Origin of the sequence: Pseudomonas asplenii (genome assembly GCF_001293465.1) — a bacterium.
GTDB classification, from domain to species: Bacteria; Pseudomonadota; Gammaproteobacteria; order Pseudomonadales; family Pseudomonadaceae; genus Aquipseudomonas; species Aquipseudomonas fuscovaginae_B.
The window spans coordinates 2,131-17,814 of record NZ_JSYZ01000003.1; the positions used below are offsets into that span (position 1 = coordinate 2,131).

Below are 15,684 nucleotides of genomic sequence, written 5' to 3' on the forward strand. Positions count from 1 at the left end.
GGGGCCATAGCTCAGCTGGGAGAGCGCCTGCCTTGCACGCAGGAGGTCAGCGGTTCGATCCCGCTTGGCTCCACCATATTCAGCTCCACCATGCAGTTGGCCAGATCGTAGAGCTTAGAAATGAATATTCGATGACGAATATTGATTTCTGAACTTTATCAGAATCGTTCTTTAAAAATTTGGGTATGTGATAGAAAGAAGACTGATGAAGCACTTTCACTGGTGCGGATTCAGGCTAAGGTAAAATTTGTGAGTACTCTTAATTGAGCGGCAAATTTTCGGCGAATGTCGTCTTCATAGTATAACCAGATTGCTTGGGGTTATATGGTCAAGTGAAGAAGCGCATACGGTGGATGCCTTGGCAGTCAGAGGCGATGAAAGACGTGGTAGCCTGCGATAAGCTTCGGGGAGTCGGCAAACAGACTTTGATCCGGAGATCTCTGAATGGGGGAACCCAGCCAGCATAAGCTGGTTATCTTGCACTGAATACATAGGTGCAAGAGGCGAACCAGGGGAACTGAAACATCTAAGTACCCTGAGGAAAAGAAATCAACCGAGATTCCCTTAGTAGTGGCGAGCGAACGGGGACCAGCCCTTAAGTGGCTTTGAGATTAGCGGAACGCTCTGGAAAGTGCGGCCATAGTGGGTGATAGCCCTGTACGCGAAAGTCTCCTGGCCATGAAATCGAGTAGGACGGGGCACGAGAAACCTTGTCTGAATATGGGGGGACCATCCTCCAAGGCTAAATACTACTGACTGACCGATAGTGAACTAGTACCGTGAGGGAAAGGCGAAAAGAACCCCGGAGAGGGGAGTGAAATAGATCCTGAAACCGTATGCGTACAAGCAGTGGGAGCAGACTTTGTTCTGTGACTGCGTACCTTTTGTATAATGGGTCAGCGACTTATATTCAGTGGCGAGCTTAACCGAATAGGGGAGGCGTAGCGAAAGCGAGTCTTAATAGGGCGTTTAGTCGCTGGGTATAGACCCGAAACCGGGCGATCTATCCATGGGCAGGTTGAAGGTTAGGTAACACTGACTGGAGGACCGAACCGACTACCGTTGAAAAGTTAGCGGATGACCTGTGGATCGGAGTGAAAGGCTAATCAAGCTCGGAGATAGCTGGTTCTCCTCGAAAGCTATTTAGGTAGCGCCTCACGTATCACTCCAGGGGGTAGAGCACTGTTTCGGCTAGGGGGTCATCCCGACTTACCAAACCGATGCAAACTCCGAATACCTGGAAGTGCCGAGCGTGGGAGACACACGGCGGGTGCTAACGTCCGTCGTGAAAAGGGAAACAACCCAGACCGTCAGCTAAGGTCCCAAAGTCATGGTTAAGTGGGAAACGATGTGGGAAGGCTTAGACAGCTAGGAGGTTGGCTTAGAAGCAGCCATCCTTTAAAGAAAGCGTAATAGCTCACTAGTCGAGTCGGCCTGCGCGGAAGATGTAACGGGGCTCAAACCATGCACCGAAGCTACGGGTGTCACGCAAGTGACGCGGTAGAGGAGCGTTCTGTAAGCCTGTGAAGGTGAGTTGAGAAGCTTGCTGGAGGTATCAGAAGTGCGAATGCTGACATGAGTAACGACAATGGGTGTGAAAAACACCCACGCCGAAAGACCAAGGTTTCCTGCGCAACGTTAATCGACGCAGGGTTAGTCGGTCCCTAAGGCGAGGCTGAAAAGCGTAGTCGATGGAAAACAGGTTAATATTCCTGTACTTCTGGTTATTGCGATGGAGGGACGGAGAAGGCTAGGCCAGCTTGGCGTTGGTTGTCCAAGTTTAAGGTGGTAGGCTGAGATCTTAGGTAAATCCGGGATCTTAAGGCCGAGAGCTGATGACGAGTGTCCTTTAGGACGCGAAGTGGTTGATGCCATGCTTCCAAGAAAAGCTTCTAAGCTTCAGATAACCAGGAACCGTACCCCAAACCGACACAGGTGGTTAGGTAGAGAATACCAAGGCGCTTGAGAGAACTCGGGTGAAGGAACTAGGCAAAATGGCACCGTAACTTCGGGAGAAGGTGCGCCGGTGAGGGTGAAGGACTTGCTCCGTAAGCCCATGCCGGTCGAAGATACCAGGCCGCTGCGACTGTTTATTAAAAACACAGCACTCTGCAAACACGAAAGTGGACGTATAGGGTGTGACGCCTGCCCGGTGCCGGAAGGTTAATTGATGGGGTTAGCGAAAGCGAAGCTCTTGATCGAAGCCCCGGTAAACGGCGGCCGTAACTATAACGGTCCTAAGGTAGCGAAATTCCTTGTCGGGTAAGTTCCGACCTGCACGAATGGCGTAACGATGGCGGCGCTGTCTCCACCCGAGACTCAGTGAAATTGAAATCGCTGTGAAGATGCAGTGTATCCGCGGCTAGACGGAAAGACCCCGTGAACCTTTACTATAGCTTTGCACTGGACTTTGAATTTGCTTGTGTAGGATAGGTGGGAGGCTTTGAAGCGTGAACGCCAGTTTGCGTGGAGCCATTCTTGAAATACCACCCTGGCAACTTTGAGGTTCTAACTCAGGTCCGTTATCCGGATCGAGGACAGTGTATGGTGGGTAGTTTGACTGGGGCGGTCTCCTCCTAAAGAGTAACGGAGGAGTACGAAGGTGCGCTCAGACCGGTCGGAAATCGGTCGCAGAGTATAAAGGCAAAAGCGCGCTTGACTGCGAGACAGACACGTCGAGCAGGTACGAAAGTAGGTCTTAGTGATCCGGTGGTTCTGTATGGAAGGGCCATCGCTCAACGGATAAAAGGTACTCCGGGGATAACAGGCTGATACCGCCCAAGAGTTCATATCGACGGCGGTGTTTGGCACCTCGATGTCGGCTCATCACATCCTGGGGCTGAAGCCGGTCCCAAGGGTATGGCTGTTCGCCATTTAAAGTGGTACGCGAGCTGGGTTTAGAACGTCGTGAGACAGTTCGGTCCCTATCTGCCGTGGACGTTTGAGATTTGAGAGGGGCTGCTCCTAGTACGAGAGGACCGGAGTGGACGAACCTCTGGTGTTCCGGTTGTCACGCCAGTGGCATTGCCGGGTAGCTATGTTCGGAAAAGATAACCGCTGAAAGCATCTAAGCGGGAAACTTGCCTCAAGATGAGATCTCACTGGAACCTTGAGTTCCCTGAAGGGCCGTCGAAGACTACGACGTTGATAGGTGGGGTGTGTAAGCGCTGTGAGGCGTTGAGCTAACCCATACTAATTGCCCGTGAGGCTTGACCATATAACACCCAAGCAATTTGCGTCGAATGAGCAGATTGCGGTGTATGAAGACGAAGTGAACCGAAAGTTTGCCACGCACAAAGCACCAAAGACTGTCACATACCCGATTCGCTGGAGCGTTGCCCAGGCAACGAGCCGGCTACCGAATTTCTTGACGACCATAGAGCATTGGAACCACCTGATCCCATCCCGAACTCAGAAGTGAAACGATGCATCGCCGATGGTAGTGTGGGGTTTCCCCATGTGAGAGTAGGTCATCGTCAAGATTAAATTCCAAAACCCCTATCTGCGCAGGCAGGTAGGGGTTTTGTCTTTTTGTAGAAGTTCCTCATTTTGCTGGGGCGTTGCACGAGCGACGAACCGGCCACAGAATTTCTTGACGACCATAGAGCATTGGAACCACCTGATCCCATCCCGAACTCAGAAGTGAAACGATGCATCGCCGATGGTAGTGTGGGGTTTCCCCATGTGAGAGTAGGTCATCGTCAAGATTGAATTCCGAAACCCCTATCTGCGCAGGCAGGTAGGGGTTTTGTTTTTTCCGGCTACTCTCTCTGGACACCGTCCGTCTCACCCCCGTATTTTCCCCCTGACCTGGGAGCACGAATCAGCACGGGCTATCTGCCCTCTCGTCGGCGAACCGCGACATTTGCGATAAGGCCATTAAGTTTTCTGCCGATGATGCCGACAAGAGGAAGAGCCGTGCGTGCACCAAAGTAGAGCACCCATGGACGGTCATCTGCGCTACTGAAGGGACTGTCGCATCGTGTACGCACCCCCAATCTTCGGCATGAGAAGTTCCGTGAAATGAATCTTAAATTCAGCCATAAAATCCTGCTGGCCGCTTCCGGTGTCGTGGTTCTGGCCTTTGCGCTGTTCACCCTCTACAACGATTACCTGCAACGCAGCACCATCGGGCAGAACCTCGAATCATCGGTCGAGCAAGCGGGCGACCTTACCGCCAGCAGTGTGCAGAACTGGCTGAGCGGGCGGATCCTGGTGCTGGAAAACCTCGCGCAGAACATCGCGCACCAGGGCAGCAAGGCCGATTACCCAGGCCTGGTGGACCAACCGGCCTTCACCTCGAACTTCCAGTTCACCTACGTCGGCCAGACCGACGGCACCTTCACCCAGCGTCCCGACGCGAAGATGCCGGACGGCTACGATCCACGTCAGCGTCCCTGGTACAAGGCCGCCGTAGCGGCCGACAAGACCATGCTCACCCCGCCCTACATGGCCTCGGTCGGCGGGCTGGTGGTGACCATCGCCATGCCGGTCAAAGGCAGCGGGCAACTGCTGGGTGTGGTCGGCGGCGATCTGAGCCTGGAAACCCTGGTGAAGATCATCAACTCGGTGGACTTCGGCGGGATCGGCCACGCCTTCCTGGTCAGCGGTGACGGTCAGGTGATCGTCAGCCCCGACAAGGACCAGGTGATGAAGAACCTCAAGGACATCTACCCGGGTTCGGCCCTTCGTATCGCCAAGGGCATCCAGGAGGTCACCCTGAACGGCCAGGAACGCATCCTGTCGTTCACCCCGGTGGTGGGCCTGCCGTCGGCTGACTGGTACATCGGCCTGTCCATCGACAAGGACAAGGCCTACGCGCCACTGAGCAAGTTCCGCACTTCGGCACTGATCGCGATGTTCATCGCGGTGGCCGCCATCGCGGTATTGCTGAGCCTGCTCATCCAGGTGCTGATGCGTCCGCTGACCACTATGGGCCGGGCCATGCAGGATATCGCCCAGGGTGAGGGGGATCTGACCCGTCGCCTGCACATCGTTCACAAGGACGAGTTCGGCGAATTGGCCGGCTCCTTCAACCAGTTCGTCGAGCGGATTCATGCCTCGATCGCCGAAGTGTCCTCGGCCACGCGCCACGTACACGACCTGTCCCAGCGGGTGATGAACTCCTCGAACGCCTCGATCATCGGCTCCGATGAACAAAGCGCGCGGACCAACAGTGTCGCCGCCGCCATCAACCAGTTGGGTGCGGCCACGCAGGAAATCGCCCGCAATGCCGCCGATGCCTCGCAGCACGCCAGCGGTGCGAGCGAGCAGGCCGACGATGGCCGCCAAGTGGTGGAACGCACCATCCAGTCGATGACCGAGCTGTCGCAGAAAATCAGCCTGTCCTGCACCCAGATCGAGACCCTGAACGCCAGCACCGACAACATCGGGCACATCCTCGACGTGATCAAGGGCATTTCCCAGCAGACCAACCTGCTGGCCCTCAACGCCGCCATTGAAGCAGCCCGTGCCGGTGAGGCCGGACGGGGTTTTGCCGTGGTCGCCGACGAAGTGCGCAACCTGGCGCACCGTACCCAGGAATCGGCGGAGGAGATCCACAAGATGATCACCTCGTTGCAGGTCGGCTCCCGCGAGGCGGTGACCACCATGAATGCCAGCCAGGCCTCCAGCGAGGAGAGCGTCGAAGTCGCCAACCAGGCCGGTGCGCGACTGATCAGCGTGACCCAGCGGATCGGCGAGATCGATGGCATGAACCAGTCGGTGGCGGCCGCGACCGAAGAGCAGACGGCGGTGGTCGAGGCTCTCAACCTCGACATCACCCAGATCAACCTGCTCAACCAGCAGGGCGTGGCCAACCTCAACGAGACGTTGAAGGACTGCGATGCGCTGGCACAGCAGGCGGGTCGCCTGAAGCAGTTGGTGGACAGCTTCAAGATCTGATTCCGGCCGACAGTCCGCTCCTGCGAAAGGGTAGGGGCGGCGTCAGTAAAAAGCTGTTCGCGGGCTTGCCCGCGAACAGGAACACCAGCGTCCTCAGCTCAACAACGCCCGCACATTTCCCATCGCCTCATCGGCGAACTCCTGGATGAAACGCCGAAACCCCGGCGTCCCCTGGGCGCTGGCCGCCGCCGGTTCGGCGATGATGGTCCAGGTCGCCCGGCAGCGCTCCTGCGCCAACGGTTCGACGCTCATCATCGCCCACAGTTGGCCAACCCCAAGCGTGTTGTAGAGCGTGGTCCAGGTCATGCGCATCGCCTGTTCGTCACGGCTGTTGAGCTGTTCGACCACCACATGGCCGTCCTTGAACGACTTCTTGCGCAGCGCGCCCACGCCTTCGCCAATCATCTCGATATGCGAAAGCGCCGTGACGAACACGGCGAAGCCGGCAAAGTCGCCGACCATGGCCCAGGCGCTGGCGGCGTTGGTGGGGAGCTCGACCGTGGACGTCACGGCCTCGCCTCGAGGGTTGCGGATCAGGGTATCGGGTTGCAGGGAGTGCATCATGATGTGCTCCAGGTGGTTGTGGTGAATCAGATGAATCGGATCTGCCTGAGGTAGTCGCAGCCCTTGCGCAGCAGCGCCGCACTCTTGACCGGATAGGTCGCCCCCATGCGCCGCACGCCGGCCTCGGCCTGGCTGTGCTCGATCGTCGAGATGTCGCCGATGTCTTCTTCGAAACCGTTGAGGTAGAAACCCAGCACCTCGAACAGCGCGTTATCGCGCTCGACCCGCTGCAGTTGCCGCTGCCAGTCGGCGACGCTGACCAGCCGGAACGCGTACCCGGCCTCGCGGAACGCCGCGACGTAGTCGTTCCAGCTCAGCGGTTGCGGGTTGTGCAGGTTGAAGACCCCGGTGCTGTCCGGCAGGCGTCGGCTGTGGGCGGCAATGAAGCGGGCGAGGAAGTCCACCGGCATCAGGTCGAAATTGAGCGCCAGGGCCGGCACCTGGCCCAGTTGCAGTGAGCCCTTGAGCATCAGCAGCAGGCGATTGCGGTGCGGCTGGCAGACGCCGTTGCGACTGTTGAAGGCGATATTGCCGGGACGGAAGAGATTGACCCACGCGCCTTGCTCGCGAGCCCGCTGGGCAATCCGTTCGCCGACCCACTTGGACAGGTTGTAGCCATTGCGGATGTAGATCGGCGGCGTCTCGGCCGGCGGTTGTTCCAGCACCCGGCCCTGGTCGCTGACCCGGCTGCAGGCGGACAGACTGGAGATGAAGTTGAAGATCTTCTTGCTGCGCCCCTCGCACAGGCGCAGGCACTCGAACAGCGGAGCGACGTTGTCGGGTGCCAGCGCCTCGTAGTCGAGCACGTGATTGACGTGGGCGGCGTTGTGGATCAGTACCCCGAACTCGCGGTCGATGCGTTCGTACACATCGTCGGCCAGCCCCAGGTGCGGCTGGCGGATATCCGCAGGGTAGACCCGCACACGCTCCAGGTTCAGGTGCCCCAGACGGTTGTCGCGCAGGGCCCGGGCAAAACGCGCGGCGGCCGGCTCGCTGGCGCTGTCGCGGACCAGGCAGGCGATCTCGCTGACGCCCGCCGCCAGCAGGGCCTCGACGAGGTGCACGCCGACGAAGCTGTTGGCACCGGTCAGCAGCACCTTGCCGCGGTCACCGGCACGCTGCGCCGGCAACGCCTGCCAGTCCAGCCCGCGTTCGGCATCGACCCGTATCCGCGGGCTCAATGCCCCAGCGGCCGACTCGCCCCTGACCAGCACCGCCAGCCGACACAGGGTCGGCTCCTCGATGAAGCGGTTGATGGAGATGCCATGCCCGTAACGGGCGCGAATGCCTAGCAGCATCTTCGACAGCAGGATCGAATGCCCGCCCAGGTTGAAGAAACTTTCATCGGTGGCGATCCCCTCGGCCGGCAATCCCAGCAGCCTGGCCCAAAGCGCCTGCAACCAGGCCTCGTCGGCATTGGCCGGCTGCCGCAGGCCTGGACTGCCACCCAGCCGGACCGGCAAGGCCAGCAGCGCCCGGCGGTCGACCTTGCCATTGGCGGCCATCGGCAACGCTGTCAGCTCGACATAGGCGGCCGGGTGCATGTAGTCCGGCAGGCAGCGCTCGACATACTGCCTGAGGGCTTCGCGGTGGCGGTCGGCACTGGTCGGCTGGGCCAGGTAGGCGAGGACCTGCCGACGGCTGTCGATGACCACCGCCACCTGGCGGTACAAGCGGCTGTCGCGCAGGCAGCGCTCGATTTCCTGGGGCTCGACCCGAAAGCCGCGGATCTTCACCTGGTGGTCCCGACGCCCGCAGAACTCGATCCCCTCGGCGGTCCACCTGGCCAGGTCGCCGGTACGATACGCCCGCAGTGCCGGGCCGCCGCCGGGGCGCAGTTCGATGAAGCTCCCGGCGCTCCGGTCCGCAGCGTTCAGGTACCCCAGGCTGACACCTGGCCCGACGATATGCAGTTCGCCGACCGTCTGCTCGACCACCGGCTGGCCGCATTCATCGAGAATGAACACCTGGCTGTTGGCGATCGGTCCACCCAGGCTGCGGTGGCCGGTGTCGGTGCGCCACTGCCGCGCGGTGATCAGCACCGTCGCCTCGGCAGGGCCGTAGAGGTTATGGAAATTCGTCTGCCCGGCGAGGCGTTCGATGATCCACGGCTCGCAGACATCACCGCCGGTCAGCAGATGGCTCAGGCCCAGCGGCGGCTCCAGCGGCAGGAGGCCGAGCAGCATCGGCGGCAGGAAGGCATGGCTGATCCGTTGCCCGCGGATCAGTCGGGCGAGCTGTGCGGGGTCGCGTCGCTGATCCTCGCTGGCGACCACCAGTTCGGCGCCCTGGATCAGGCTGGGGAAGATATCGATCAGTGACGCATCGAAGCCCGGTGTCGAGAACTGCAGCACCCGGTGCCGGGCTTCGAGTTCCACGTAATCGGCATACCACGCGCAGAAATGGGCGAGGTTGGCCTGGCTGAGCAGGATGCCCTTGGGCTGGCCGGTGGTGCCCGAGGTATAGAGCGCCAGACACGGCATTTGCGCGGTGAGGGCATGGCGTACCAGGGACGCGCCCAATGAGCCGTCGTCGCTACGCACGGTGGTGACATCCAGCGAGGGCAGGCGATCACCCATCGGGTGCCGGCCATCATGCAGCAGCAGGGCGGCCCCGGCGTCCGCCAGGATGAACTGCTGGCGCTGCAGTGGCTGATTCGGGTCCAGGGGCAGGTAGACCGCGCCACAGCCGAGAATGGCCAGCAGGCTGGCGTAGAAGGCCGGTGTCTTCGCCAGGCACAGGCCGATCACGGCGGGCTCCTCACGGCTATCCAGTCGGGCGAGGGCCGCCAGCAGGCGCTCCTGGATCGCCAGGCCGTGGGCATGCAACTGGCGGTAACGGGTCACCGCGCCGGCCACATTCAGGGCCGGACGTTCGGCGAACCGCCGCAGACTGTCTTCGATCCGCTGGATCACCGGCACGGCTGCCAGGGCCAGCAGTTCGGGCCGGGCCGTGTGGTTGAGGCGGTGTTCGAAGGCCAGTGACTCCAGGGCCGACAGCGGATGCTCGACGCCACCGGGCGGTGGGGTGATGGAGGGGACTTCAAGAAAATAGCCACGCTCACGGGCGAAACGGCTGACCAGCAGCGCACCCAGTTCCACCAGCTCACGACTTGCTGCCAGCCGCAGGACCTGGCCATTGCCGCTGTCGTCCCGGGCTAGCGGCTGGCGCCGGATCAGCCGTCCGTCCTGCCAGCAGCGCAGGGCCAGCGCCGGCAGCGGGCCGGGCGCCGGCGGGCCGTACTCCAGGCGCAAGCCAAGCCGTGGCGCGTTGCCGCCCGCCACCGGCAGCGGCTGGCTGCCATCCTCGATCAGCAGGTCGGCAGCCCAAGGCTGGCTTGCGTCGCCGCTCTGGTGCCGGATCACATGACCCTGCTGCTCCAACTCCCTCTTCAGGTCATCCAGCACCTGGCTGTGCCCGACCAGGAGGATGTCGAGGCGTCTCATGACGCGCTCCCGGGCTGGAGCAGATAGTCACCCAGCGTCTCCTGCACGCAGGCAGAGTCCAGCAGCGAACTGTTGCGCAGGAAGCGCACGATATTGATCACCAGCGGGTGATGCCGATTGAGCGGGTAGGCCAGGCTGGCGGCTTCGCTCCTGAGGGCCTGGCGGATCGGCTCGCCGACCGGCAGGTGTTCGATGACAGTGAAGTCGAAGGCTTTCTGCAGGTCGTTGGTCAGGTAATGGACGATGAACACCGGCAGGATCTCGGCGAGCGCTTCACGATCCGCCTCGCTCGCACCCTGCCAGTAAAGCCGTACCAGGCGGGTCCAGAACCCGGCATGACGGCCTTCGTCGAGCAGGTGGTCGGCCATCAGCCCCTTGACCGAAGCCTTGACCGACCCCTCCTGGGCGAAGGCTGCAACATCGTTGGTCACGGTGTTTTCCGCCATCGCCACGCAGATCAGCTCGACGGCGCCGCGCAAGTGTTCCGGCGCCATGCCCAGGGCTGCCGGTATCGCGCGGCTCAGCTCGATCTCGCCGGGCATCGCCAGCGGCTGGATGCCGGTGAGGGCGATGGTCTGCTGCATGAAGTCCATTGCCGCCAGGGCGTGGTAATCCTCATCCACCACCACCGTCATGGCGGCATAGCGGCAGGCCAGCGGGAAGCGGATCGGGAAGCGGTCCTTGGCAATGCGCCGTGCGGTACGGTCGACGATCTCGGTCTCGAAAATCACCACATCGTTGATGAACTTGTAGAGGCTCTGGGTCAGCACGAAGTCGCGCTGCTCGGGGCAGTGGGCGAGCAGGGTGCCACTGTTGGCCAGGGGTTGGCGGCTGAGCGGGTAGATCAGCCGGTCATCGTCCTCCAGCAGGCGCCGCGGACGGGTACGGATGCTGGCGCGGTTTTCCCAGGCCTCGACGAAGGCGCTGTAGTCGGCGGCGTTCATGAGGCGACTCCGATGGGCTCGGCCCGCAGTTTCAGGAGCACGGCGTCCCACACCGCGAAGACATGGCTTTCCATGAAGCGCATAAGTCGTTTCAGTGAATCGACTTCACTGAAAACAGGATGCTCAAGTAATTGTGCCTGTTCATATTCGAGGCGTTTTTCATAAATATTCATTGGCCACCTTGGTGGTTGGTAAGTTGGATGGCGATAAACAGCCGATTCCATACATTGCTGCCATGGGCTGAATAACAGGCGAACGAAGGCCTCAACCGGTAATTGAAAGTCGAGAGGCCTGAGGCAGCAGCATGGATGACCGGTCTGAGCCATGCGCCACAGCGCTGCGAGGGCAGGGCTGGGGTGCGTGTTTCCGGTTATTCAAACCTAGTACACAAGACAAGTTTCGATCAAGTTGTTTTTAAGTTTATTGAAGTTTCCACTTTTATAAGGAATGAGCGGTGCTTATAAAACAATTCAATTTTGTTTTATTGGGCGTAAGAGTGCCTTTTCCGCCCAATAACCGGCAGAATTAAAACAATGAGTGAATGCCTCACTCGGGCCACTCTTCAAACGGTTGAACGATGGTTTGGGTCGGCAGGGCCGGGACACGCTTGCTCCGTGCCTTGCGGCCTGTGGCAAAGCTCCTTCTGGTGAGTCTCCTATCCGGGTATCGCGTGGCGGGTTCGTACCGCGTCGATTGGCAAGGGTGTGCCCAAATGCGCGGCTCGGCTATCGCCTGAGGAGGCGCAGCACGTCCGACGCCTCGACCGGGCCTGGTCATCCCGCGTCAGCCAGGGTGACGCGGGGCAGGCCTCATGAGAGCGCTCGGGGCGATGCCGCGACTGGCCGGCACCCGTGCGCCGGCGGGCGGATCAGGACTTGCCAAGGTAGCGCTGGATGACTTCGATGCCTCGTCGCAAGTGCTGTTGCAGATGCGCCACGCAGGCATCGACCTGGCCGGCACGGGCCGCCTGGAGCAGTTCCCGGTGATCGTCCTGGGAGAGTTTCCCCAGGCCCATGGCCGACAGATTGAAGCGCAGGAAGCGTTCCTCCTCCACCAGGCCCTGTTCGATCAGCGCCAGCAGCTTTTGGTTGGGTGCCCTGCAATAGAGGCTCATGTGGAACAGGCGATTGAGCCGCCCCACGTGGGTGTAGTCGGTCTGCGCTTCCAGTTCGTCGACATATGCGGCACTGCGCTCCAGGTCTTCTGCGCTGAGCAGTGGCACCGACAGGCGCAGGGCCTGGGACTCCAGCAGGATGCGCAGGTCGTAGTTTTCCGTCGAGGTATCGTCGATCAGCGGCGCCACCACCGCGCCCTTGTACTGTACGACATGCAGCAGCGACTGCGCCTCGAGTTGGCGCAACGCCTCGCGGACCGGCATGCGACTGACGCCGAACAGCGTGGCCAGTTCCTGTTGGCGCAAGGCCGTGCCGCAGGGCAATCGCCCGTCGAGAATGGCGCCGCGCAAGGTTTCCTCGATCACCGCCCGGGCGAGGTAGGCGGGAATCGGGCCGCTGACGAGGATGCTGCCCAGAGGGTTCGGTTTTTTTGCCACGTTCAGACCACCTGCTGCTCGATGGGCAGCTGAAATCGAATTCGACGCAATGCCTGCCGTCACCCGGACGCTGGTCAAACCGCTGCCGGGGTCCTTCCACAGCGATAATTGCAAGGTGCCATTTTCTTCCAGCAAAGCCTGCGGAACTATCAATCGTTTCCCTGATAAGTGTAGGTCTCCGTCATTTTGTAAGTACGTTTTACTTTGCAGCGGCGAGGCATTTTGCACACCGTCGGGCGTTGCCCCGGATCGAAGTCCGCCAGTGTCCTATGCATATTCCCAAATGATATTTAAATTATTTCTCTTATGACTATATTGTCGTCCCACTGCGTACCCACCGACCAATCGGTGCGCCGCACGAACTGAACCAACACGGGACCACCGTGAGTTTCTGATCGAGGCGCGCTGTCGGGCGTGCTCTGCGTGGGAGTGAATACATGTCTTTGGTTTCTGCGGTTTCCCCGGCGCCGGTGGCGGCGTCCCAATCCTTCGAGATCCGCCCTTTCGTCGGCGCGACAGGCGCCGAAATCATCGGCCTGGACCTGCGTCAGCCGGTCAACGAAGAGGACTTCGCCCGCATCCACCGTGCGCACCTGGATCACCATGTGCTGGTGTTTCGTGACCAGCGTATCAGCCCCGAGCAGCAGATCGCCTTCAGTCGTCGTTTCGGCGTGTTGCAGATCCATGTACTCAAGCAATTCCTGCTGGCCGGGCACCCGGAGATCCTGATTGTCTCCAACATCGTCGAGAACGGTCAGAACATCGGTCTGGGCGATGCCGGCAAGTTCTGGCACTCGGATCTTTCCTACAAGGAACTGCCGAGCCTCGGTTCGATGCTGCATGCCCAGGAGTTGCCGGCCGAAGGTGGCGACACCCTGTTCGCCGACCAGCACAAGGCATGGGACAGCCTGCCCGAAGGGCTGCGCAAGGCGGTCGAAGGCCGCTCGGCGGCACATTCGTATACCGCGCGCTACAGCGAGAGCAAATTCGAGGGCAACTGGCGCCCGACCCTGACTCCGGAACAACTGGCCCAGGTCGCCGAGGTGGTGCACCCGATCGTCCGCACCCACCCGGAGACCGGCCGCAAGGCGCTGTTCGTCAGCGAAGGTTTCACCACCCGCATCGTCGGCCTGCCGGACGACGAGAGCCGGCAGATTCTCGCCGAGCTTTACGCCCACAGCGTGCTCCCGGAAAACATCTACCGCCATCAGTGGCAGCCCCACGACCTGGTGTTCTGGGACAACCGCTCGCTGATTCATCTGGCTGCCGGCTGCCCGAACCATCTGCGCCGCAAGCTCTACCGCACCACCATCCAGGGCGATGCCCCATTCTGACCTGATCGCTTGAAGGAGCATCGTCATGCCTGCACCCTTTGCGCTGCTGCCGAAACTCGGCCGCCTCACCACCACCCTCGGCCTGAGCCTCAGCCTGCTGGCCGGTAGCCTGCTGGCACCGGCCAGCGCTCACGCCGAAGGCGAGATCCGCATCGCCGAACAGTTCGGCATCGTCTACCTGCTGCTCAACGTGGTTCGCGACCAGCACCTGATCGAGAAGCACGGCAAGGCCGAAGGCATCGACATCAAGGTGGACTGGACCCAGCTGTCCGGCGGCTCGGCGATCAACGACGCGCTGCTCTCCGGTTCGGTGGACATCGCCGGCGCTGGCGTCGGCCCGCTGCTGACCATCTGGGACCGCACCTACGGCCGACAGAACGTCAAGGCCGTGGCGTCGCTGGGCAACTTCCCCTATTACCTGGTGAGCAACAACCCCAAGGTCAAGACCATTGCCGACTTCACCGAACAGGACCGCATCGCCCTGCCGGCGGTGGGCGTCTCGGTGCAGTCGCGCTACCTGCAGTACGCGGCGGCCAAGCTGTGGGGCGACAAGGAATTCAACCGCCTGGACAAGTACACCGTCGCCGTCCCGCACCCGGACGCCACCGCGGCCCTGCTGGCCGGCGGCACCGAACTGACCGGGCACTTCTCCAACCCGCCGTTCCAGGAGCAGGCACTGGAGAACCCCAACGTCCACGTGGTGCTCAACAGCTACGACCTGTTCGGGCCGAACTCGCCGACCGTGCTGTTCGCCACCGAGAAATTCCGCAACGACAACCCCAAGACCTATAAGGCCTTCGTCGAAGCCCTGGCCGAGGCCGCCGATTTCGCCCAGAAGGACAAGGGCGCGGCGGCGGACACCTACCTGCGGGTGACCAAGGCCAAGATCGACCGGGCGGCGTTGCTCAAGATCATCGACAACCCGCAGTTCGAATTCACCGTGACGCCGAAGAACACCTACCCGCTGGCCGAATTCCTCTATCGCGTGGGCGCCATCAAACACAAACCCGAGTCGTGGAAGGACTACTTCTTCCAGGACGCCAAGCCGCTGCAGGGGAGCTGACCGTCATGAATGCCCCCTTGCAAGGCCACACGGCCAGCAAACCGACCGCTACCACCCCCGCGTTGCTGGCGGTCGACCAGGTCAGCCTGGAGTACCGCGCCCCGCAGCGGGTGGTGCGGGCCACGCACCGGGTCAGTTTCGAAGTCGACCAGCAGGACCGCTTCGTCCTGCTCGGGCCCTCGGGCTGCGGCAAGTCGACCCTGCTCAAGGCGGCGGCCGGGTTCATCCGGCCCTGTGAGGGCGAAATCCGCCTGCAGGGCCAGGTGGTCACCGAGCCGGGCCCGGACCGTATCGTGGTGTTCCAGGAGTTCGACCAGTTGCCGCCGTGGAAGACGGTCAAGCAGAACGTCATGTTCCCGCTGCTCGCCTCCGGCACCCTCAAGCGCCGCGAGGCCGAGGAGCGCGCCCTGCACTATCTGGAGAAGGTCGGCCTGGCGGCCTTTGCCGAAGCCTATCCGCACACCCTGTCCGGCGGCATGAAGGCCCGGGTGTCGATCGCCCGCGCCCTGGCGATGCAGCCGAAAATCCTGCTGATGGACGAACCGTTCGCCGCCCTCGACGCCCTGACCCGGCGCAAGATGCAGGAAGAGCTGCTGCAACTCTGGGAAGAGGTGCGTTTCACCCTGTTGTTCGTCACCCACTCGATCGAAGAGGCGCTGGTGGTGGGTAACCGTATCCTGCTGCTGTCGCCCCATCCGGGGCGGGTGCGGGCGCAGATCCACAGCCATCAGTACGACCTGCACAGCCTGGGCGGTGCGGACTTCCAGGCCTCGGCGCGGCGCATCCATCGGCTGCTGTTCGACGAAACCCCGCAGGCCGAAACCGAACTGGATTTTGCCGATATCCGCATTGCCTATTGAGCGGCTGGAGAGTTGCC

9 protein-coding genes, 1 tRNA gene and 3 rRNA genes are annotated in these 15,684 nt (G+C 61.2%); 8 read left to right on the forward strand and 5 right to left on the reverse strand.

Annotated elements, in window-relative coordinates:
* The 5 genes from PF66_RS04025 to PF66_RS04045 all read left to right on the forward strand — a co-directional run bounded on the left by PF66_RS04025 (nt 1) and on the right by PF66_RS04045 (nt 5,904).
* A tRNA-Ala gene (locus PF66_RS04025) sits at nt 1-76 on the forward strand.
* A gap of 250 nt (nt 77-326) precedes the next feature.
* Nucleotides 327-3,217: ribosomal RNA gene (locus PF66_RS04030) — 23S ribosomal RNA — on the forward strand.
* A 149-nt stretch (nt 3,218-3,366) separates the two neighbouring features.
* Nucleotides 3,367-3,482, forward strand: a 5S ribosomal RNA gene (gene rrf / locus PF66_RS04035).
* Between the two features lie 109 nt (nt 3,483-3,591).
* Nucleotides 3,592-3,707 (forward strand): 5S ribosomal RNA (gene rrf / locus PF66_RS04040).
* A gap of 316 nt (nt 3,708-4,023) precedes the next feature.
* Nucleotides 4,024-5,904: a methyl-accepting chemotaxis protein gene (locus PF66_RS04045; protein WP_054061951.1), complete on the forward strand. Its 1,881-nt coding sequence runs from the start codon at nt 4,024-4,026 to the stop codon at nt 5,902-5,904.
* Between the two features lie 93 nt (nt 5,905-5,997).
* Here the strand turns inward: PF66_RS04045 and PF66_RS04050 are convergent, their stop codons facing one another.
* From PF66_RS04050 to PF66_RS04065, 5 genes are all read right to left on the reverse strand, one after another.
* On the reverse strand, nt 5,998-6,465 hold the full coding sequence (locus PF66_RS04050; RefSeq protein ID WP_054057380.1) for an SRPBCC family protein: 468 nt from the start codon (nt 6,463-6,465) through the stop codon (nt 5,998-6,000).
* A 29-nt stretch (nt 6,466-6,494) separates the two neighbouring features.
* On the reverse strand, nt 6,495-9,914 hold the full coding sequence (locus PF66_RS04055; protein ID WP_054061952.1) for an amino acid adenylation domain-containing protein: 3,420 nt from the start codon (nt 9,912-9,914) through the stop codon (nt 6,495-6,497).
* Nucleotides 9,911-10,858, reverse strand: coding sequence for a diiron oxygenase (locus tag PF66_RS04060; protein WP_054061293.1), 948 nt, complete (start codon nt 10,856-10,858; stop codon nt 9,911-9,913). The genes PF66_RS04055 and PF66_RS04060 overlap by 4 nt, the downstream gene beginning before the upstream one ends.
* Nucleotides 10,855-11,031, reverse strand: coding sequence for a DUF3050 domain-containing protein (locus tag PF66_RS31790; protein WP_239688152.1), 177 nt, complete (start codon nt 11,029-11,031; stop codon nt 10,855-10,857). The genes PF66_RS04060 and PF66_RS31790 overlap by 4 nt, the downstream gene beginning before the upstream one ends.
* Before the next feature lie 695 nt (nt 11,032-11,726).
* Nucleotides 11,727-12,410 (reverse strand): GntR family transcriptional regulator, encoded by a 684-nt coding sequence (locus PF66_RS04065; RefSeq protein ID WP_054061953.1) that lies wholly within the window; start codon nt 12,408-12,410, stop codon nt 11,727-11,729.
* Between the two features lie 437 nt (nt 12,411-12,847).
* On the opposite strand from PF66_RS04065, the gene PF66_RS04070 reads away from it, so the two are divergent.
* The 3 genes from PF66_RS04070 to PF66_RS04080 are packed head-to-tail and all read left to right on the forward strand — an operon-like array spanning nt 12,848 to nt 15,667.
* Entirely contained in the window at nt 12,848-13,744 is an 897-nt protein-coding gene (locus PF66_RS04070; protein WP_054061954.1) for a TauD/TfdA dioxygenase family protein, read from the forward strand.
* A 25-nt stretch (nt 13,745-13,769) separates the two neighbouring features.
* Nucleotides 13,770-14,807 carry an ABC transporter substrate-binding protein gene (locus PF66_RS04075; RefSeq protein WP_054061290.1) on the forward strand — a complete coding sequence of 346 codons (1,038 nt, stop codon included), beginning with the start codon at nt 13,770-13,772 and terminating at the stop codon, nt 14,805-14,807.
* Between the two features lie 5 nt (nt 14,808-14,812).
* Nucleotides 14,813-15,667, forward strand: a complete 855-nt coding sequence (locus PF66_RS04080; protein ID WP_054061955.1) for an ABC transporter ATP-binding protein — start codon at nt 14,813-14,815, stop codon at nt 15,665-15,667.
* Nucleotides 15,668-15,684: the final 17 nt, after the last annotated feature.

Coding starts and splice junctions, on each gene's coding strand:
- PF66_RS04055 (WP_054061952.1), bottom strand. CDS start 9,914: ATGAGACGCCTCGACATCCTCCTGGTCGGGCACAGCCAGGTGCTGGAT.
- PF66_RS04050 (WP_054057380.1), bottom strand. CDS start 6,465: ATGCACTCCCTGCAACCCGATACCCTGATCCGCAACCCTCGAGGCGAG.
- PF66_RS04080 (WP_054061955.1), top strand. CDS start 14,813: ATGAATGCCCCCTTGCAAGGCCACACGGCCAGCAAACCGACCGCTACC.
- PF66_RS04060 (WP_054061293.1), bottom strand. CDS start 10,858: ATGAACGCCGCCGACTACAGCGCCTTCGTCGAGGCCTGGGAAAACCGC.
- PF66_RS04075 (WP_054061290.1), top strand. CDS start 13,770: ATGCCTGCACCCTTTGCGCTGCTGCCGAAACTCGGCCGCCTCACCACC.
- PF66_RS04070 (WP_054061954.1), top strand. CDS start 12,848: ATGTCTTTGGTTTCTGCGGTTTCCCCGGCGCCGGTGGCGGCGTCCCAA.
- PF66_RS04045 (WP_054061951.1), top strand. CDS start 4,024: ATGAATCTTAAATTCAGCCATAAAATCCTGCTGGCCGCTTCCGGTGTC.
- PF66_RS31790 (WP_239688152.1), bottom strand. CDS start 11,031: ATGAATATTTATGAAAAACGCCTCGAATATGAACAGGCACAATTACTT.